General features: G+C 72.4%; 15 protein-coding genes. 8 read left to right on the top strand and 7 right to left on the bottom strand.

The window, feature by feature from the left end; all coding sequences use genetic code 11:
* Positions 1–203: 203 nt before the first annotated feature.
* From ACFOWE_RS24090 to ACFOWE_RS24080, 3 genes are all read right to left on the bottom strand, one after another.
* Positions 204–884, bottom strand: a complete 681-nt coding sequence (locus ACFOWE_RS24090) for a B3/B4 domain-containing protein (RefSeq protein WP_377291531.1) — start codon at positions 882–884, stop codon at positions 204–206.
* A gap of 297 nt (positions 885–1,181) precedes the next feature.
* A complete protein-coding gene (locus ACFOWE_RS24085) occupies positions 1,182–3,746 on the bottom strand; it encodes a glycoside hydrolase family 9 protein (RefSeq protein ID WP_377291529.1) in 2,565 nt (854 codons plus the stop codon).
* A 240-nt stretch (positions 3,747–3,986) separates the two neighbouring features.
* Positions 3,987–4,883 (bottom strand): glutathione S-transferase family protein, encoded by an 897-nt coding sequence (locus tag ACFOWE_RS24080; RefSeq protein WP_377291527.1) that lies wholly within the window; start codon positions 4,881–4,883, stop codon positions 3,987–3,989.
* A gap of 100 nt (positions 4,884–4,983) precedes the next feature.
* Here ACFOWE_RS24080 and ACFOWE_RS24075 point away from each other — a divergent pair, with 100 nt between their 5' ends.
* From ACFOWE_RS24075 to ACFOWE_RS24045, 7 genes are all read left to right on the top strand, one after another.
* The gene (locus ACFOWE_RS24075; RefSeq protein ID WP_377291525.1) at positions 4,984–6,033 is read left to right on the top strand and encodes an MBL fold metallo-hydrolase; all 1,050 of its coding nucleotides are present in this window, start codon (positions 4,984–4,986) and stop codon (positions 6,031–6,033) included.
* Between the two features lie 397 nt (positions 6,034–6,430).
* The gene (locus ACFOWE_RS24070) at positions 6,431–7,447 is read left to right on the top strand and encodes an ABC transporter substrate-binding protein (protein ID WP_377291523.1); all 1,017 of its coding nucleotides are present in this window, start codon (positions 6,431–6,433) and stop codon (positions 7,445–7,447) included.
* A 46-nt stretch (positions 7,448–7,493) separates the two neighbouring features.
* On the top strand, positions 7,494–8,408 hold the full coding sequence (locus tag ACFOWE_RS24065) for an ABC transporter ATP-binding protein (RefSeq protein WP_377291521.1): 915 nt from the start codon (positions 7,494–7,496) through the stop codon (positions 8,406–8,408).
* Positions 8,401–9,390 carry an ABC transporter permease gene (locus ACFOWE_RS24060; RefSeq protein WP_377291519.1) on the top strand — a complete coding sequence of 330 codons (990 nt, stop codon included), beginning with the start codon at positions 8,401–8,403 and terminating at the stop codon, positions 9,388–9,390. Before ACFOWE_RS24065 ends, ACFOWE_RS24060 begins: the two co-directional genes overlap by 8 nt.
* Positions 9,387–10,727, top strand: coding sequence for an LLM class flavin-dependent oxidoreductase (locus tag ACFOWE_RS24055; RefSeq protein WP_377291517.1), 1,341 nt, complete (start codon positions 9,387–9,389; stop codon positions 10,725–10,727). Before ACFOWE_RS24060 ends, ACFOWE_RS24055 begins: the two co-directional genes overlap by 4 nt.
* The gene (locus tag ACFOWE_RS24050) at positions 10,724–11,248 is read left to right on the top strand and encodes an NADPH-dependent FMN reductase (protein WP_377291515.1); all 525 of its coding nucleotides are present in this window, start codon (positions 10,724–10,726) and stop codon (positions 11,246–11,248) included. The genes ACFOWE_RS24055 and ACFOWE_RS24050 overlap by 4 nt, the downstream gene beginning before the upstream one ends.
* Positions 11,245–11,751, top strand: a complete 507-nt coding sequence (locus ACFOWE_RS24045) for a flavin reductase family protein (RefSeq protein WP_377291513.1) — start codon at positions 11,245–11,247, stop codon at positions 11,749–11,751. The genes ACFOWE_RS24050 and ACFOWE_RS24045 overlap by 4 nt, the downstream gene beginning before the upstream one ends.
* Positions 11,752–11,892: 141 nt before the next feature.
* Here the strand turns inward: ACFOWE_RS24045 and ACFOWE_RS24040 are convergent, their stop codons facing one another.
* The 3 genes from ACFOWE_RS24040 to ACFOWE_RS24030 form a co-directional block, all read right to left on the bottom strand.
* The gene (locus ACFOWE_RS24040; RefSeq protein ID WP_377291511.1) at positions 11,893–13,014 is read right to left on the bottom strand and encodes a S1 family peptidase; all 1,122 of its coding nucleotides are present in this window, start codon (positions 13,012–13,014) and stop codon (positions 11,893–11,895) included.
* Between the two features lie 119 nt (positions 13,015–13,133).
* On the bottom strand, positions 13,134–13,742 hold the full coding sequence (locus ACFOWE_RS24035; protein WP_377291509.1) for a hypothetical protein: 609 nt from the start codon (positions 13,740–13,742) through the stop codon (positions 13,134–13,136).
* A gap of 436 nt (positions 13,743–14,178) precedes the next feature.
* Entirely contained in the window at positions 14,179–15,237 is a 1,059-nt protein-coding gene (locus tag ACFOWE_RS24030) for an NAD(P)H-dependent amine dehydrogenase family protein (protein ID WP_377291507.1), read from the bottom strand.
* 296 nt (positions 15,238–15,533) lie between these two features.
* Between ACFOWE_RS24030 and ACFOWE_RS24025 the strand changes: the two genes are divergently transcribed.
* The gene (locus tag ACFOWE_RS24025) at positions 15,534–16,430 is read left to right on the top strand and encodes an SDR family oxidoreductase (RefSeq protein WP_377291505.1); all 897 of its coding nucleotides are present in this window, start codon (positions 15,534–15,536) and stop codon (positions 16,428–16,430) included.
* 263 nt (positions 16,431–16,693) lie between these two features.
* Here the strand turns inward: ACFOWE_RS24025 and ACFOWE_RS24020 are convergent, their stop codons facing one another.
* The gene (locus ACFOWE_RS24020; protein ID WP_377291503.1) at positions 16,694–17,779 is read right to left on the bottom strand and encodes an alcohol dehydrogenase catalytic domain-containing protein; all 1,086 of its coding nucleotides are present in this window, start codon (positions 17,777–17,779) and stop codon (positions 16,694–16,696) included.
* Between the last annotated feature and the right edge of the window lie 6 nt (positions 17,780–17,785).

Here is a 17,785-nt window from a genome sequence, read left to right as displayed (position 1 = left end):
GCCCAGGTCCGGCCTTGCGTCCTTCCGGGCGCAAGGCCTCATCCGATCCTCCCATGACTACTCAAATTGGTCACGTCTGGGGGGTATGGCCGGAAGGTGTGGGACTGGTCACTGCGTGCCGTCCCGGAGGACGGAGGCCGCCGACGCGGATCTCCGCCGGTCGTCGTGCCGTCAGGCCGTCACGCCGGCAGGCTGCTGTGCCGTCAGGCCTTCTCCTCGGGCGCCGCGGTGACGATCCGCGTCTCGACGTGCAGCCCGGGTGTGATCTCCTCCAGCAGGACGGTCAGCTCGTCGCCCGCCGCCCGGAGCTCCTCCGGCGACATCGGCTCCAGCCGCTCCAGCAGGAACAGCGCGTCCACGGTCTCCTCGGTGATCCGGGTGCGCACGCACTGCCGCCAGTTCCACCTGCGGCAGGTGACGCCCCGGTCGTCCCGCCAGACGACCTCGCCGATCTCCGGGTGGTCGATCGCGGGCTCGCCCTTCTCGACGACCTCGAACGGCTCGTCGCCCGCCGCCCGGACCAGCCGGGCCGTGCCCTCGTAGCGGGCCAGGTCCTCGCCGCCGATCGGCAGGCCGTGGCCGACGCTGACCGCGTTGTAGGCGTCCACGACCAGGTTGATCTCCGGCAGCGGCATCCGCCGCACCAGCGCGTCCACCGAAGGCCTGGTCCGCTGCGGCTTGGCGCCGAAGGCCCGGTACGCCTCCCGCCAGGCCTCGACTCTGGGGTCGTCCACCGCCACCGCCCGGTCGGCCGCCTCGGCCAGCCACGCCCGGGACCGGTCGTCGCTCGGCCCGTTGCGCAGGCCGTACACGGCCATGGCCAGCACCGCGAAGTCCGGCCTGAGTTCGGCGACGGACCTGTCCACCCAGATGTCCTCGATCACGCAGGCCAGTTTAGGGCGCGTCCGTCGCCGGTGAGGTCCGCTCCGGCGGGGCCGGCGGCCGCCGGCGAGGTCCGTTCCGGTGGGTCCCGCGGCTTCCCGGCGGGGGATGGGCGGGGGACGGCACGGGGAAGGGGGCCGGGAGCCCGGAGGAGAGGCCCGTGAGGGGGGAGGGAGCGCGGGAGAGGACCGGGACGGCCGCCGGAGGAGTGCGGCCGCCCCGGTGTCCCCCGGACCGGCGGCCCGCGGGCTCAGGCCGCCGGATCCGGGGGCTCCCCGGGGAGGAGCCCCCGGGGAGGCTTACCGGGTGGCCCGGACGAGGGCCCCGTTGAGGACGAACCGCTCGGGCCGGGGGTTGGGGCCGCCGGCCTCGGCGCCGATGAAGCCGAAGGTGACCGAGGCGCCGGGCTTGATGACCCGGTTGTAGCGCTCGCTCTTCGCCGTCACGACCGCCCCGTCCTGGGACAGCTCGGCGCTCCAGTGCCGGCGCACCTTCTGGCCGCCGAGGAAGGACCAGCGCAGCGTCCAGCCCTCGATCGCCTTCTTACCGGTGTTGGTGATGGTGACCTGGGTGTTGAAGCCCTCCGGCCACTGGCCGTGGTTGGTGTAGGTCACCTTGACGTCGCCGGCCGGGCGGGGATCGGCGAGGAAGGACGCGATCCACGACAGCGGCGAGTTCCAGTTGATGGTCAGCTCGTTGGTGGACCAGGACTCGATGTCGTCGAGGTAGCAGAACTGCGGCTTGCACCCCTGGAGCTTGGCCTGGGCGACCGGGTCCTGGATGGCGGAGTTGGGGCCGCCGGACAGGGTGCCCTTCGGCGGGTTGGGCAGGGACGGGTCGAGCTGGCGGGCGTACCAGCGGCTGTGCTGGTTCTTCGAGGCGACCTCGCCGTAGCCGGTCACGTAGGACTGGTTGAGCGCGTTGCGGCCGAGGATGTAGTCCATGCCCTCCAGCACGCCCCGGCGGTACTTCGCCTCGCCGCTGATGTCGTGGGCGACGGCCATCACGACCATGTTGTTCAGGATCAGGTTGTTGGAGCCCCAGTCGAAGTCCGGCGGGTTGTACGGCAGGCCGTACGGGTGGGCCCGCTGCACCGCCAGGTACTTGTCGGCGCCCTCCAGCACCGAGGCGCGCACCCGGGCGCGGTCCGGCAGGCCGTTGGGCACGGCCGCGAGCTGGAGCCTGCCGAGCTGGGCGGTGTTGCCCCAGTCGAAGCCCCGTTCGCGCCAGATGTCGGCGGTGTGGTGGGGGGAGGCGAGGACGAAGTCCTTGAACTCCTTCTCCCCGGTGGTGATGTACAGCTCGGCGGCCGCCCAGTAGAACTCGTCGGTCACGTCGTTGTCGTTGTAGGCGCCGCCGCCCACGCCGTCGGCCGGGTCGGCGTAGCGGGCCGGGTCGGCCTTGGCCGCGGCCCAGGCCCGCTTGGCGGCCTCCAGGTTCCTGGCGGCGAACTCGGCGTCGTAGGGTGCGAAGAGCCGGGCGGCCTGGGCGGCGGTGGCCGCCAGGTTGAGGGTGGCGGCGGTGGAGACCGGGTGCAGCTCGCGCTTCTGCGGGTCCAGGTGGGGCAGGAGCGGCAGGCCGGTCCAGGCCGCGTCGTGGATCTTGTGGTGGACCATGCCGGCGTGCGGCCTGCCCTGGGGGACCTGCATCCGCAGCAGGAACTCCTGCTCCCAGCGGGCCTCGTCGAGGATGTCGGGCACGCCGTTGCCGCTCTCGGGGATGTCCAGGTCGCCGTCGCGGTGCGTGCCGTCGGCCTTGGCGCGCTCGAAGGCCGACATGACCTGGTGGACGGAGATGCCGCCGTTGACGACGTACTTGCCGTGGTCGCCGGCGTCGTACCAGCCGCCCCGCACGTCGAGCGTGTAGTCGCAGACGCCCGCCTGGCACGGGACCTCGGTGTCCCCCTGGTTGGGGGCGGCGCCGAGGTGGCCGGCGGGCCTGCCGTACCCGGGGCGCAGGTCGTCGCGGATCTCGATGCCGCTGCGCTGGGTGTAGTAGAACTTCAGCGCGTCGGTCCGCAGCTCGCCGTACAGGCCGGCGTCGATGTCGAACGGGCGGCTGGTCTCGCCGTCGGCGGTGAGGGTGTAGCCGGTGCCGGCGGCCTCGGCCGAACCGAAGTCGATCGAGTGCACGTTCTGGCCGGAGCTGGCGTCCACGCCGCGCGGCACGGTCTCACCCTCGGCGACGGTCTTGCCGTCGCGCTCCAGCTTCCAGGCGACGGGCTCGGTCTTCTCGGTGACCAGGGTGGCGTTCTTCGGGCCGTCGGGCAGGTAGCCGACCATGTTCACCCGGACGCGGGGACCGGTGTCGGGGACGTAGACCTCGGGCTCGGCCCCGCCCTTGAGCGAGACGTCGTCCACGCAGAACCTCCAGGGGGTCTCGCTGCCGCCGACCTGGAACACCACCTGGGCGTTCGGCAGGTCCACGGGTGAGGTGAACGTGTAGGAGTAGTCGTTGCCCGACACGCTCAGCTCCGGGTTGACCGCCAGGAACTGGGTCCACGGGTCGACGGGGAGCTGGATGAGGGCCTTGGCGACCCGGCCTGGGGAGGCCGTGCCGTGGAAGGAGAACGCGTAGGTCTCGTCCTTGACCAGGGCGATGTCGTTCTGGCCGATGATGACGTCCCACGGGTTGGCCGTGCCGCCGGGGATGTCGGCGCAGAGCCGGCCGTCGTCGAGTCCGAGCGCGGTGTTGGCGGTGCTCCACCAGGGCGCCGTGCCGGTGTCGAAGGTGCCGTTGACGATCTGCTCCGGTCCTTCGGCGGGCTCCGGCTCCGCGGCGGCGGGGGAGGGGGCCAGGGCCAGCGCGGTGGCGGCCAGGGCGGTGGAGAGGGAGAGGGCGAGCCAGGCGGGTGGTCTGATCACAGGGGGTCCTTCTCGGAAGGGTGACACGACCGTGTGGGAGCGCTCCCACGGGTAGGACGCACTGATTGTTTCCAGCGCGTTTCCGCCCCGTCAACGGCCCGGCGCGCGGCTCGCCCGGCTGACCGGCCCGATGTCCGTTTTGCCCGATGAAACTTTCATTCCCGGTCAGGGCGGCTTCCCGGTCAGGGCGGCCGCGCGGCCGGGGCGGGTCCCGGATCCGCAGGGCGGCGCGGGCCGCGGTCAGGGGGCGGTCCAGTCGATGTCGGGGCCCTGCGGCACGATCCCGGTCGGGTTGATGTTGGTCTGCGTCACGTAGTAGTGCCGCTTGATGTGGTCGAAGTCGGTGGTGTCGCGGAAGGCCGGGATCGCGTACAGGCGGCGGGCGTAGGCCCACAGCGCCGGATGGTCGACCAGGCGCCGGATCCCGCACTTGAAGTGGGCGTGGTAGACCGCGTCGAAGCGGGCGAGCGTGGTGTAGGTCCGCACGTCGCTCTCGGTCAGCGCCTCGCCGTGCAGGTACGGCCGGCCGTCCGACAGCCGCTCCTCCAGCAGGCCGAGCGTGGCGAAGACGCCCGTGACCGCCTCGTCGTAGGCCTCCTGGGAGGTGGCGAAGCCCGCCTTGTAGACGCCGTTGTTGAGCCCGTGGAAGACCGTGTCGTTCAGGGCGTCGATCTCCTCGCGGAGCGCGGCCGGGTACAGGTCGGGAGCGCCTTCGGCGTGCCAGGGCGCGAAGGCGGTCTCCAGGGTGAGCGTGATCTGCGGGTAGTCGTTGGTGACCAGCCGCTCCGCCGTACGGTCCCAGACGCAGGGCACGGTGTAGCGGCCCTGGTAGCCGGGGTCGGTGGCGAGGTAGAGCTCGGAGAGGAACTCGGCGCCGGTGACCGGGTCGCCTCCGGGCACGCGCCAGCCGCGCTCGTCCCTGATCGGGTCCACGATCGTCACGCCGATGACGTCCTGGAGGCCGAGCAGCTCGCGGACGATGAGCGCGCGCTGCGCCCACGGGCAGGCGTAGGAGGCGTAGATCTGGTAGCGGCCGGGCTCGGGCGGGTGCGGGCCGCCCTCCTCGATCAGGTCGGTGAACCGGTTGGCCTGGCGGACGAAGCGTCCGTCGGTGGCAGTCTCACGTTTGAGGTCCATATCTCGACCGTATGGGAGTCCGGGAGCGCGGTCGCCGGGACCTGGAGTAGAACATAGTTCGGTGCTGAGGGCAGAATCAGTACCGACGAAGGGAGTCGGGATGAGCATGGTGACGCCGGCCAGCGAGGCGCAGCGGGAGGCGTGGCGGAGCGGGACGCTCCCGGAGGTGGAGCGGGTCCGGCCCGGCCTGTGGTCGATCCCGGTGCCGCTGCCCATCCCCCTGCGCTACGTGCTGGTCTACGCCCTCGAGCTGCCCGACGGGGTCGCGCTGATCGACGCGGGCTGGAACACCGAGGAGGCGTACGGCGCGCTGGCCGCCGGCCTGAGGGCCGCCGGCTACGAGATGACCGACGTCAAGGCGGTCCTGGTCACCCACATCCACCCCGACCACTACGGCCTGGCCGGGCGGATCCGCGAGGTCTCCGGCGCCTGGATCGGACTCCACCCGGCGGACGCCGCGCTGATCCACGGCCGCTACGACGAGGTGGCGGTCGAGGCGCTGGTGGAGCGGGAACGAGGGCTGCTGGAGCGCTCCGGGGTGCCGGAGATGACCCGGGAGGAGCTGGCCGGGGCCTCGCTGATGATCCGGCACTACGTGAGCATGGCCGGGCCCGACCGGCTGATCGAGGACGGCGACCGCGTCGGCCTGCCGGGCTGGGACCTGCGCGCGATCTGGACGCCCGGCCACTCGCCGGGGCACCTGTGCTTCGCCGAGCCGGGGCGGCGGCTGCTGTTCTCCGGGGACCACGTGCTGGCGAGGATCACGCCGATCGTGGCGGTGCACCCGCAGTCCGCGCCCAACCCGCTGGCCGACTACCTCGACTCCCTGGAGGCGGTGGGCAAGCTCGACGTGGACGAGGTGCTGCCCGCGCACGAGTACCGGTTCCTGGAGCTGGCCGAGCGGGTCGGCTACGTGGCGGCCCACCACGCCGAGCGGCTGGCCGAGATCGAGACGGTGGTCGCCGGGGCGGACGGCATCACCTGCTGGGAGGCGGCCACCCGGCTGACCTGGTCGCGGCCGTGGGAGACCATCCCGGCGCACATGCGGCGGGCGGCCAACAACGAGACCCTGGCGCACCTGGTCTGGCTGGAGGAGCGGGGGCGGCTCCGCCGCGGCGGGAGCACGCCCGAGCGCTGGTACCCGGCGTGATCCCGGTCCGCCGCCTTCCGGGCGGGTGCGCGGGCGCCGGGTCCGGCGCCCGGTGCGGTCCGCGGAGGCCGCCCGTGTGATCCGCCGGATCGCCCGGCGCGGCGGTGGCGGCCACCGCGCCGGGCGGGGCCGCCGGACTATTTTCATGGAAAACCAGTAGAGAATGTTGACTTGCTGGGGGAGGGTGCGTACTTTCATGGGCATGGGCCTCTACCTGACCCGGTGCGCGCACGTGGACTTCTGCCGCGTCGCCAGCGCGCAGTGTCTTTGATCACGAGCTGACGCGACCCCCGTCTCCGGCACGGCCACCGATGCCCGTGCCCTCCCCGTGACGTGAACCTCCCGGCGTGCGACGCCCGGCGCGAGCATGCCCAGATTCCGCAAGGACCGACTTTCCGTGATCAGAACCAGACATGTCCTTCTCTCCGTACTGCTGACAGGCGCCCTGACCGCCTGCTCCTCCGCCTCCGGAGCCACCGGGAACGGCGGGGAGGCCACCGAGATCCGCTACCAGGGCTGGGTCGGCACCGTCACCTACCCCGAGCTCGCCGAGAGCCTCGGCTACCTCGGCGACCTCGAACTGAAGTGGGTCGGCAACACGATCTCCGGCCCGCAGGACATCCAGGCCACCGCGACCGGTCAGGTGGACGCCGGCGGCGCCTTCAACGGCGCGATCGTCAAGCTCAGGGCGAGCGGTGCCCGGGTCAAGGCGGTGGCCGGCTACTACGGCATCGACGAGGAGAGGTACACCGGCTTCTACGTGCTGGACGGCAGCCCCATCAAGACGGCGCGCGACCTGATCGGCAAGAAGATCGGCGTCAACACGCTCGGTGCGCACAGCGAGGCCGTCACCAAGGAGTACCTCAAGCGGGGCGGCCTCACCCCCGAGGAGGCCGACAAGGTCGAGCTGGTCGTCGTGCCGCCGGTCAACACCGAGCAGGCGCTGCGGCAGAAGCAGATCGACGTCGCCTCGCTCAGCGACATCCTCCGCGAGAAGGCGCTGTCCCGCGGCGGGATCCACCCCCTCTACACCGACTTCGAGCTCTTCGGGCCGTTCACCGCGGGCAGCTTCGTGCTCCGCGAGGACTTCATCGAGGAGAACCCGGCCACCACGAGGAAGTTCGTGGAGGGCTTCGCGAAGGCGGTCGAGTGGACGCAGACGCGTCCCCGGGAGGAGGTGATCGCCAAGTACAAGGAGATCATCACCAAGCGCGGGCGGAACGAGGACGTCTCGGCCATCGACTTCTGGAAGAGCAGCGGGGTGGCCGGCAAGGGCGGACTGATCGATCCCAAGGAGTTCCAGACCTGGGCCGACTGGCTGGAGCGCGAGGGCGACATCAGGCCGGGCCAGGTCGAGGTGGCCGACATCTACACCAACGAGTTCAACCCCTTCGGCGCCGGGAGCGCCTCGTGAACCGGGGCTCCGGCCCGCGGCACGTCCGGACGACCCAGGAGGAACGATGACCGCCACCCCGGCTCTGGCCCGGACGAACACTCAGACGGACACCCCGACGGACACCCCGACGGACACCCGGACGGAGGCGCGGCGGGAGACCGCGCCGGAGAGCGGAAGGGGGACCCGGGCGAAGATCGACGTCCGCGGCGTCGGCAAGGTCTTCCGGATCCGCGGGACCGACCGGCCGTTCACCGCGGTCGACGGCGTCGACCTGGAGGTGCGGGACGGGGAGTTCCTCACCCTGGTCGGCCCGAGCGGCTGCGGGAAGTCCACCCTGCTCGACCTGATCGCCGGCCTCACCACCCCGACCGGCGGGGAGATCCTCATCGACGGCAGGACCGTCACCGGCCCCGGCCTGGACCGCGGCATCGTCTTCCAGCAGTACGCCCTGTTCCCCTGGCGCACGGCCCTGGCCAACATCGAGTTCGGGCTGGAGGCGAAGGCCGTACCGAAGAAGGAGCGCAGGGAGCGGGCGCGGCACTACCTCGACCTGGTCGGGCTGACCGGGTTCGAGCACCGCCACCCGCACGAGCTGTCCGGCGGCATGCGCCAGCGGGTGGCGATCGCCCGCAGCCTCGCGTTCGACCCGGACGTGCTGCTGATGGACGAGCCGTTCGCCGCGCTCGACGCGCAGACCCGGGAGTCGCTCCAGGAGGAGCTGCTGCGCATCTGGGAGAAGACGAACAAGACCATCGTGTTCATCACCCACGGCATCGACGAGGCCGTCTACCTCGGTCAGCGGGTCGCGGTGATGACCTCCCGGCCGGGCCGGATCAAGAAGGTCATCGACATCGAGTTCGACTCGCGTGCGGGCGACCTGCGCGCGGACGCGCGCTTCGGCGCCTACCGCCACGAGATCTGGACCCTGCTGCGCGACGAGGTCGCGGCGGCTCAGGAACAGGAGCGGACCATTGGCTGACACACTCGCCGCCGTTCCCGGCGGCTCCGGAACCCGGGCCCCCGGCGCGGAGTCCCGGCGGGAGGAGCCCGGCCCCGGCACCCGGGCCGCCGCCCCGGAGCCCCGCGGGGAGGAGCCCGGCGCCGGGACCGCGCCCCCCGGGCCCGTCCGGGGGGACGCGCCCACCGCCGACGACCGGGCCACGAACTTCTTCAGGGTCGCCGCCGGGGCGCGCTCCTCGGCGCTGCCGCGGCTGACGCTGCTGCTGCGGCGGACCACGGCCCTGGCCCTGCTGGCCGCGCTCTGGGAGACGCTGCCCCGGATCGGCGCGGTGGACCGGGTGTTCGCCCCGCCGCTGTCGGAGGTCCTCGTCGCCTGGTACGACCTGCTGGCCGGCGGGCAGCTCGCCGAGCACTTCCAGGCGTCCCTGATCAGGTCGCTGTCGGGCTTCGGCCTGGCCATCGCGCTGGTCATCCCGCTCGGCCTGGCGATCGCCTGGTACCGGCCGGTCGCCGAGTTCCTCAGCCCGGTGCTGGAGCTGTTCCGCAACACCTCGGCCGTGGCGCTGCTGCCCGTCTTCATCCTGATCTTCGGCCTGGGAGAGCCATCGAAGATCATCTTTGTGTTCTACGCCTGCGCCTGGCCGATCCTGCTCAACACCATCAGCGGGGTGCAGACGGTGGAGCCGCTGCTGGTCAAGTCGGCCCGGTCCATGGGCCTCGGCCCGCTCCGGCTCTTCCAGAAGGTCATCCTGCCCGCCGCGGTGCCGGCTGTCTTCACCGGTGTCCGGCTGGCCGGCACCTACGCGATCCTCGTGCTGCTCTTCGCCGAGATGGTCGGCGCCAAGGCCGGCCTCGGCTACCTCATCCAGGACGCCCAGTTCAGCTTCCGCATCCCCGACATGTACGCCGGGATCATCACCATCTCCGTGCTCGGCCTGCTCTTCAACCTGCTGCTCGTCACCGTGGAGCGCCGCTTCTCGACGTGGAGGACCACCTCATGACCATCCCGAAGCCCGCCCGCAAGCTCCGGCTGAACGCCTTCCTCATGGGCGTCGGCCACCACGAGGCCGCCTGGCGCCACCCGCGCACCGAGCCGGCCCGCGTCACCGACGTCCGGCACTACCAGCACCTGGCCCGCACCGCCGAGCGGGGCAAGCTCGACTCGGTCTTCCTCGCCGACGGCCTGGCCCTGCACGGCGACGTCCGGCACAACGCGCTCGGCGGCCTCGAACCGCTCACCCTGCTGTCCGCGCTGGCCGCGGTGACCGACCACATCGGCCTGATCGCGACCGCCTCCACCACCTACAACGAGCCGTTCCACCTGGCCCGGAAGTTCGCCTCGCTGGACCACATCAGCGGCGGCCGGGCCGGCTGGAACATCGTCACCTCCGCCGGCGAGGCCGAGGCGCACAACTTCGGCGTCGAGCGCCCCTCCCACGCCGACCGCTACGCCAGGGCGGCGGAGTTCGTCGAGGTCGCCACCGCGCTCTGGGACAGCTGGGAGGACGACGCGATCCTGGCCGACCGCCGCGCCGGCGAGTACGCCGACACCGGCAAGATCCACACCCTCGACCACGACGGCGCCCACTTCCGGGTGCGCGGCCCGCTCAACACCTCCCGCCCCCCGCAGGGCCACCCGGTGCTGGTGCAGGCCGGCTCGTCGGAGGACGGCAAGGAGTTCGCCGCCCGCTTCGCCGAGGCGGTCTTCACCGCCCAGCAGACCCTCGCCGAGGGCCGGGAGTTCTACGCCGACCTCAAGGGCCGCCTGGCCCGGTACGGGCGGCTCGCCGACGAGTTGCTCGTCCTGCCCGGCATCTCCCCGATCATCGGCTCCACCGAGCGCGAGGCGCTCCGGCTGGAGAAGGAGCTCGACGAGCTGATCATCCCGGCGTACGGCGTGCGGCAGCTGTCCTACCTGATCGGCGTCGACCTGAGCGACCACCCGCTCGACGCGCCGCTGCCGGAGCTCCCGCGCACGACCGAGGGCCAGCAGAGCCGCCTGAAGCTGGTCAGCGACCTGGCGGAGCGGGAGCGGCTGACCCTCCGGGAGCTGATCGGCCGGCTGGCCGGCGGCCGGGGCCACCGGGTGGTCGCCGGCACCCCCGAGCAGATCGCCGACCAGATCGAGGAGTGGTTCACCGGCGGGGCGGCCGACGGCTTCAACATCATGCCGCCCCTCCTGCCGAGCGGCCTGGAGGACTTCGTCGACCACGTCGTCCCCGTGCTGCAGGCCCGCGGGCTGTTCCGCACCGAGTACGAGGGCCGGACCCTCCGGGAGAACTTCGGGCTGGCGCGCCCCGCCTCCCGGCAGGCGCGGCCGGCGGCGGTGGCCTCGTGAGCGGCATCGTGACCCTGGTGGGCAACCCGCGCGGCGGGTCGCGCACGTACGACGCGGCGGTCAGGGCCGCCGGGACGGTCGCCGGTCTCCTCGGCCGCGACGGGGCGGGCGAGGTCGTGGACCTGGCGGGGCTGGCGCCGCTCCTGCTCAAGCCAGGGGCGTCGTCGGCCGTGGAGATCGCCCTCGAGCAGGTCGCCGAGGCGGAGGTGCTGGTGGTCGCCGGCCCGACCTACAAGGGCACCTACACCGGACTGCTCAAGGTCTTCCTCGACCGGCTGCCGGGCGGGGCGCTGGCCGGGACCGTGGCCCTCCCGCTGCTGGTGATGGGGGACGCCAGGCACGCGCCGGCGGTGGAGGTGCACCTGCGCCCGCTCCTGGTCGAGCTGGGCGCGACGGTCCCCACTCCGGGCCTGGCTCTGCTGGAGTCGCACCTCGCCGACCTCGACGGGCACCTCGGCCCCTGGGCCGCCCGGGTGGCCCCGCAGGTGGCCGCCGCCCTGAGGGAAGGAGCACGCGCATGACCGACACGCTGCCGGAGCAGGCGGTCGACGGCGAGCGGTTCCGCGAAGCGCTCGCCGTCCACGCGGCCGGGGTCGTCGTGGTGACCGCGCAGACCGAGGGCCTCCCGGTCGGCCTGACGGCCACCTCGTTCTCCTCGGTGAGCCTGGCGCCGCCGCTGGTCTCCTTCTACGTGGCCCTCTCCTCGACCACCTGGCCCTGGCTGCGCCGTGCCGACCGCTTCGCGGTCAACGTGCTCGCCGGGGACCAGGCCGAGGTCGCGGCCCGGTTCGCCCGCAGGGGCGCCGACCGCTTCGCCCCTCCCACCCGGTGGCGGCCCGGCCCCGAGGGGGTGCCGCTGCTGGACGGCGCCGCGGCCCAGCTGGTCTGCACGCCGTACTCCGCCACGGAGATCGGTGACCACGTGCTCGTCGTCGGCCTGGTGACCGAGACGCGGATCGGGACGCGGTCCCGCCCGCTCCTCTACCAGCAGGGCCGCTTCGGCCGGTTCACCCCGCACCCCTGAGGGTTCCGCCCGCGGGCGCCCGGGCATCCGGACGCCCGCGCACGTCCTGGTCGAGGGGGCCCGGTCCCGGACCTCCTCCACGCGGCGGGGCCGCCACCGGCGTCCGGTGGCGGCCCCGCGCTGCTGGGGAGAGAAAGGGGATCAGCCGGTGCGGAGGGTCAGGCCGTAGACCGACAGGATCTCGTTGACCGGCTGGTGGTAGGTGGTGCCACCGGTGCGGCAGTTGCCGGAGCCGCCCGAGGTCACGCCCTGGGCCTGGCTGCCGGAGATGAACGAGCCGCCGGAGTCGCCGGGCTCGGCGCAGACGCTGGTGCGGGTCAGGCCGCTGACCGTGCCCTGCGAGTAGCGGACGCTGGTGTTGTGCTGCTGGACGGTGCCGCAGCGCCAGCCGGTGGTCGAGCCGGAGCGGCAGATGGAGGCGCCGACCACGGCCTGGGTGGAGCCGCGGACGGTGACGTTGGCGCCGCCGGAGCCCCGCACCCACGGCTGCGGGGTGTGGCCGGGGGTGGCGACCCACGCGTAGTCGTTGCCGGGGAAGGAGGAGCCCTGGAAGGTGCCGGACGGGTTGCTGGTGGTGGCGCCGGTCCGGCCGCAGTGCCCGGCGGTGACGAAGCCGGGGGTGCTGCCGCGGGTGACGGAGAAGCCGATGCTGCAGCGGCTGGAGCCGATGTAGTAGGCCGCGCCGCCGATGAGGTTGATCAGGGGCTGCGGCTGCTCGGCGGTGACCTCCACCCGGAAGGCGCCGGCCTCGACGCCCGCGGCGGAGGCGAGGGCCTCGCCCGCGGCCTGGTCGGCGGCCTGGATGACGACGGTGTTGGTGGGGACGTCGACGTACCAGAGGGACGCTCCGGCCTTGGCCTCGTCCGAGGCCTGGTCGAGCCGGTCCTTGACGGAGTTGAGCTGCTCCAGCGACCGGCTGACGATCTTCGCGACGGCGCCCTGGGCCATGATCGCCGAGACCTTGGTGGAGTCGGTGGTGGCGACCGTGAGCTGGGAGCCGTCGGCGTTGAGCCAGGAGCCGGCGTAGCTGCCGCCGAGGGAGGAGCTCAGCTTGGTGTCCGCCTTGGCGGCGCGCTCCTCGTTGGCGAGGCGGGCGACGGCCTGCGCCTCGGTGATGCCGAGGTCGCGCTGCATGGCCTCGAGCATCGAGGTCTCGGGTGCGGACGGCGAGGGAGCGGACTGGGCGGAGGCGGTGGCGGTGGTGCCGGCCAGGACCAGCGCTGTGATGGCGGTCCCGGCGAGCAGGGAACGTCGACTCAACATTTTCACTCCTTGTGAGGGGTGATGTAAATGTAGGGGCCGGGGGTGGCCGCTGAGACGTAGCAAAGAATCCCTATCGCGGTGTTATGGGAGCCGCGCCGGCCCGCACCTGCCGCGCCCCCTCAGCGGCGGCCGGACTTGGAGCCGCTCCCGCCGCCGCTCCGGGCGCGGAAGCGCGGGCCGCTGAAGCCGGAGCCGCTGGAGTCGCTGTAGCCGGAGCCGCCGGAGTCGCCGGAGTCGGAGCCGCCGGAGTCGGTACCGTCCTCCCCGGTGAACTCGTCCTCGACGTCGGTGTACTCGTCGTCGAGACCGTCCTCGTGGTCGGTCGCCGCGCCGGCCCCGGAGCCGCCTTTCCTGGCGGCACGGTAGGTGTCGCCGTACGGCTGGCGGAACGAGCCTTTCTCCGCCCGCTTCCCCACCGCGGGGGCGTGCCGGTCGAGTCTTATGTAGTACCAGGTGAAACCGGTCCGCTCGTCCTCGCACCGGGCGTCGGAGAACCGGATCCTGTCGCTTCTCCGCACGCAGATCTCGAAACGGTCCTTCAGATCGGAGAAGGAGACGGCGGAGCCCTTTCCGCCCGCGGCCCGTGCGCGCAGGACCTGTCCGGGCGGCTTCTCGAACGTCCCGCCCCGGGCCGTCCCGCCATGCCCCGGGACGCGTCCCTCCTCCGGCAGGAAGTACCAGGCGTAGCCGCGTCCGGCGTCGTCGCACCGCTGGTAGCCCGCGCGCACATGGCTGCTCCGCCACACGCATATCTCGATGTACCGCCGCTTCCTGCTCGTCCGCACCGCGGCCGGAGCGGCTTCGGGCGTCCGCGTGGGAGCGGCCGCCGCAGGAGCGGGGCTCCGGACGCCGGAAGGGGGCGCACCGCCGTTCCGGACATCGGAGCCGGAGGCGGTGCAGGCGGTCAGGGCGAGAACGCAGGAGAGAACCGGGGCGAGGAGGATCGGCGCGGTTTTCAAGGCACCCCTGTGGTGATCGGCGATCTGGTCCGAAGGGATGAACGCGGGCGTTCCCGCAGAGGTTCCAAGATCAGAGAAATCGCGTTTCCGGTCTTTGTGTGAATGTTTTCCGGATGGCCCCTTCAGGGAGGGCGTTCCCCCGGAGGCCTCCGCTCCGCGCCGTTCCGTCCGCGCCGCTCCGCCCGCACCGGCCCGGCGGGCCGCCTCAGGTGAGGCGGACGGTGCCGCGCCCGGTGACGAGGGGGAGGTCGAGGAGGGTCAGGATGCCCGGCGGGGCGGCGCAGACGGCGGCGACGGCGTTGACGGCGCGGGCGGCGGCCCCGGCCAGCCCGTGCGAGACGTCGTCGACGCTGACCATCAGCTGGGGAACGCCCTGCAGGTGGATGGCGAAGCCGGGCCGGGGCCAGCGGCCGACCTTGGCGGCGTCGGCCTTGTAGACGCACTCCACGGTCATGAAGGGACGGCCCCGGACCAGGCCGGAGAAGGTCCAGTGGGAGGCGCACACCGTGCCCGGGCGGACCACGCCGGCGGCGATCTCGAACTCCTCGGTGGCGAGCTCGAACTCGTCGATCTCCTCGACCTCGTCGAGGGCGACGCCGAGCGCCGAGGCGACCAGTTGCACGCTCTCGGCGAAGAGCGCCCGCTGGAAGGCGCGGAACGGCCGTACGGCGGTCGCGTAGTCCTTGGCGGAGAGGGTGAATCCGACCAGGTCGACCACGGTCTGCCGGGACGGGTGGCCGCGGAAGTCGGAGGACTCGCGGACGTAGACGTGGTCGATCCGGCTCGAGAGCCCGCTGAGCGCCAGGGGGAGCAGGTCGCTCATGAAGCCCGGGTTGATGCCGGTGCCGTGCAGGGATGTCCCGCCCGTCCGGCAGGCGGCCTCCAGGCGCTCCACCAGGCCGGGGCCGTAGCGCTGGGGGTAGACGAACCCGGTGGTGGTGATGACGTTCTTGCCCGAGGAGAGCAGGGCGCAGATCGTCTCCACGTCGGTCGTGGGGTCGCCGCCGAAGTAGGCCGCGGGCAGCGGCATGTGCAGCACGCAGTCGGCGTCCAGGGCGAGGATCCGGTCGACGTCGTCGGTGCAGGCCACCCCGGTCGGGGGCAGGCCGACGATCTCTCCGGCGTCCCGGCCGGACTTGTCGGGGTCGTAGACCAGCACCCCGGCCAGCTCGAACTCGGGCCGGACGATCAGGTCGCGCAGGGAGTAGCGGCCGAGGGCGCCGGTGGCCCACTGGACCACGCGGAGGGGCGGAGATGCGGACATGCGGGCCTCCAGCCCGGGAGTCGTGGGGCGGGGCCGTGCCATGAGTGCGTCGCTGTCGACCCACGCCAGGTGCGGGCCCGAAACTTTAGCAGAATTTCACCCGCATGTTCACTGTCCGCGACGTTCCGACACGCGGATGTGTCCTTCCGGTCCGCCCTGTCCTCACCGGCCCCTCACCGGCCCCTCGTCGGCCTCTCTCCGGCCCTGGCCGTTCCCGCCGACCTGTCGTGGCCCCGGAGGGGCGGGCGGGCTATCCTGCTCGGGACTAGAACTTTATTCTCGTAGGAGGGCTCCTGATGTCAGAGCTGCGGTTCGACGGCAAGGTCGCGATCGTCACCGGCGCCGGGCAGGGCCTGGGGCGCTCGCACGCGCTGGCCCTGGCCGAGCGCGGGGCCAAGGTGGTCGTCAACGACCTGGGCGGCGCGGTCGACGGCACCGGCGCGTCCACCGGTCCGGCCGCCGACGTGGTCGAGCTGATCAAGAAGAACGGCGGCGAGGCCGTCGTCAACGCCGACAACGTCGCCACCCCGGAGGGCGCCAAGGCGATCGTGCAGTCGGCCCTCGACGCCTTCGGGCGGCTGGACGTCGTCGTCAACAACGCCGGCATCCTGCGGGACAAGTCGTTCGGCAAGATGACCGTCGAGGAGTGGGACGCCGTCATCGCCGTCCACCTCCGCGGCTCGTTCCTGGTCAGCCACGCGGCCTTCCCCCACCTCAAGGAGCAGGGCTACGGCCGCATCATCAACACCTCCTCGCCCTCGGGCCTGTTCGGCAGCTTCGGCCAGGCCAACTACTCCGCGGCCAAGATGGGCCTGGTCGGCCTGACCAAGACCCTGGGCCTGGAGGGCGCGCGGGCGAACATCAAGGTCAACGCGATCGCGCCGGTCGCCTGGACCCGGATGACCGAGAGCCTGCTCCCGGCGGAGTTCGAGGCCAGGTTCACCCCGGAGAGCGTCAGCCCCCTGGTGGTCTACCTGGCCCACGAGTCCTGCGAGACCAGCGGCGAGGTCTTCAGCGTCGCCGCCGGCCGGGTGGCCCGGGTGTTCGTCGCGGAGGGGCCGGGCTGGAAGCAGGAGAACCACACGGTGGAGGACATCCGGGACAACTGGGAGGCCATCATGACCGAGCAGCCGTACCTGACGCCCACCACCCTCGGCCAGCAGTCGGGCGCGTCGATGAAGGCCATGCTCTGACGCAGCTCTGACGCGGCCCTGACACCGCTCCGGCGCGGAAGGCGACGAAGGGGCCGTGCTCCGGGCGGAGCACGGCCCCTTCGGGCGCGGGACACCGCGAGGGACGCCGCGTGCGAGGGACGCCGCGTGCGAGGGACGCCGTGTACGAGGGACGCCGCGTGCGAGGTACGGCCCCCCGCCGGCCGGGACGCCGTCCGCCGTGGCCGGTCGCTCTCCGGCCGGCGGGTCCTCGGCCGGTTCTCGGCCGGCCGCCGGAACGGGCCCTAGTCCAGGACGACGACCTGGCGCAGGACCTCGCCGCCGCGCAGCGCCGCCACGGCGTCGTTGAGGTCGGCGAGCTTGATCCGGGAGCTGATCATCGTCTCCAGGTCGAGCTTGCCGGCCTTGTAGAGGCCGGCGAAGAACGGGAAGTCCCGGCGGACGTCCGCCTCGCCGTACATCGAGCTGAGGATGTTCTTGCCCTCGAACAGCAGCTGGAAGGCGGTCAGCGGGACGGTGTCGTCCATCGCGCCCGCGCCGACGACGATCACGTCTCCGCCGCGGCGGGTCGCCTGCCAGGCGGTCATGATGGCGGCGGACTTGCCGACGGCCTCGAAGCCGTAGTCGAAGCCCTGCCCGCCGGTCAGCGTGGCGAGCGCGTCCGGCAGCTGGTCGGGGGTGACCGCGTGGGTCGCGCCGACCTTCTTGGCCAGCTCGTGCTTGGACTCCAGCGGGTCGACCGCGAGGATCGTGGTCGCGCCGGAGATCCGGGCGCCCTGGATGATCGAGAGGCCGATCCCGCCGGCGCCCACCACGGCCACGGTCGAGCCCGCGCGGACCCTGGCCGTGTTGAGCGCCGCGCCGACGCCGGTGGTCACGCCGCAGCCGATCAGCGCCGCCACCTCGAAGGGCACCTCCGGGTCGACCTTGATCGCGCCCTGCCAGGGCACGACGATCTCCTCGCACCAGGTGCCGCACCCGGCCATGCCGAACGCCGGAGTGTCCCCGCCGTACCGGAACCGGGCGTTGACGAAGCTGTCCATGACGTAGGTCATGCACAGGAACGGCTGGCCCACCAGGCAGTTCGGGCAGGTGCCGCAGGCCGGTGTCCAGTTGACGATGACGTGGTCGCCGGGCTGGAGCCCGGTGACGTGGTCGCCGACCTCGAGGACCTCGCCCGCGCCCTCGTGGCCGGGGATGACCGGGAGCGGCATGGGCAGCACGCCGCTGAGCACCGAGAGGTCGGAGTGGCAGACCCCGGTCGCCCTGACCTTGATCCGCACATCCGTCGGCCCCATCGGGGCGAGGGTGAAGTCGTCACGGATGTCGAGCTTGTCGTCGCCTACGGCGTGCAGCAGCGCACCACGCATTGGGGG

The organism is Planomonospora corallina (genome assembly GCF_042650625.1).
GTDB lineage: Bacteria > Actinomycetota > Actinomycetes > Streptosporangiales > Streptosporangiaceae > Planomonospora_B > Planomonospora_B corallina.
Note: the sequence above shows the minus strand (reverse complement) of the source record. Positions and strands in the feature narration are given on the sequence as shown.

What these genes read in the sequence shown, in the direction of transcription:
- ACFOWE_RS24030 (WP_377291507.1), bottom strand. Translation starts at nt 15,237, where the DNA reads ATGTCCGCATCTCCGCCCCTCCGCGTGGTCCAGTGGGCCACCGGCGCC.
- ACFOWE_RS24025 (WP_377291505.1), top strand. Translation starts at nt 15,534, where the DNA reads ATGTCAGAGCTGCGGTTCGACGGCAAGGTCGCGATCGTCACCGGCGCC.
- ACFOWE_RS24065 (WP_377291521.1), top strand. Translation starts at nt 7,494, where the DNA reads ATGACCGCCACCCCGGCTCTGGCCCGGACGAACACTCAGACGGACACC.
- ACFOWE_RS24055 (WP_377291517.1), top strand. Translation starts at nt 9,387, where the DNA reads ATGACCATCCCGAAGCCCGCCCGCAAGCTCCGGCTGAACGCCTTCCTC.
- ACFOWE_RS24075 (WP_377291525.1), top strand. Translation starts at nt 4,984, where the DNA reads ATGAGCATGGTGACGCCGGCCAGCGAGGCGCAGCGGGAGGCGTGGCGG.
- ACFOWE_RS24020 (WP_377291503.1), bottom strand. Translation starts at nt 17,779, where the DNA reads ATGCGTGGTGCGCTGCTGCACGCCGTAGGCGACGACAAGCTCGACATC.
- ACFOWE_RS24040 (WP_377291511.1), bottom strand. Translation starts at nt 13,014, where the DNA reads ATGTTGAGTCGACGTTCCCTGCTCGCCGGGACCGCCATCACAGCGCTG.
- ACFOWE_RS24045 (WP_377291513.1), top strand. Translation starts at nt 11,245, where the DNA reads ATGACCGACACGCTGCCGGAGCAGGCGGTCGACGGCGAGCGGTTCCGC.
- ACFOWE_RS24080 (WP_377291527.1), bottom strand. Translation starts at nt 4,883, where the DNA reads ATGGACCTCAAACGTGAGACTGCCACCGACGGACGCTTCGTCCGCCAG.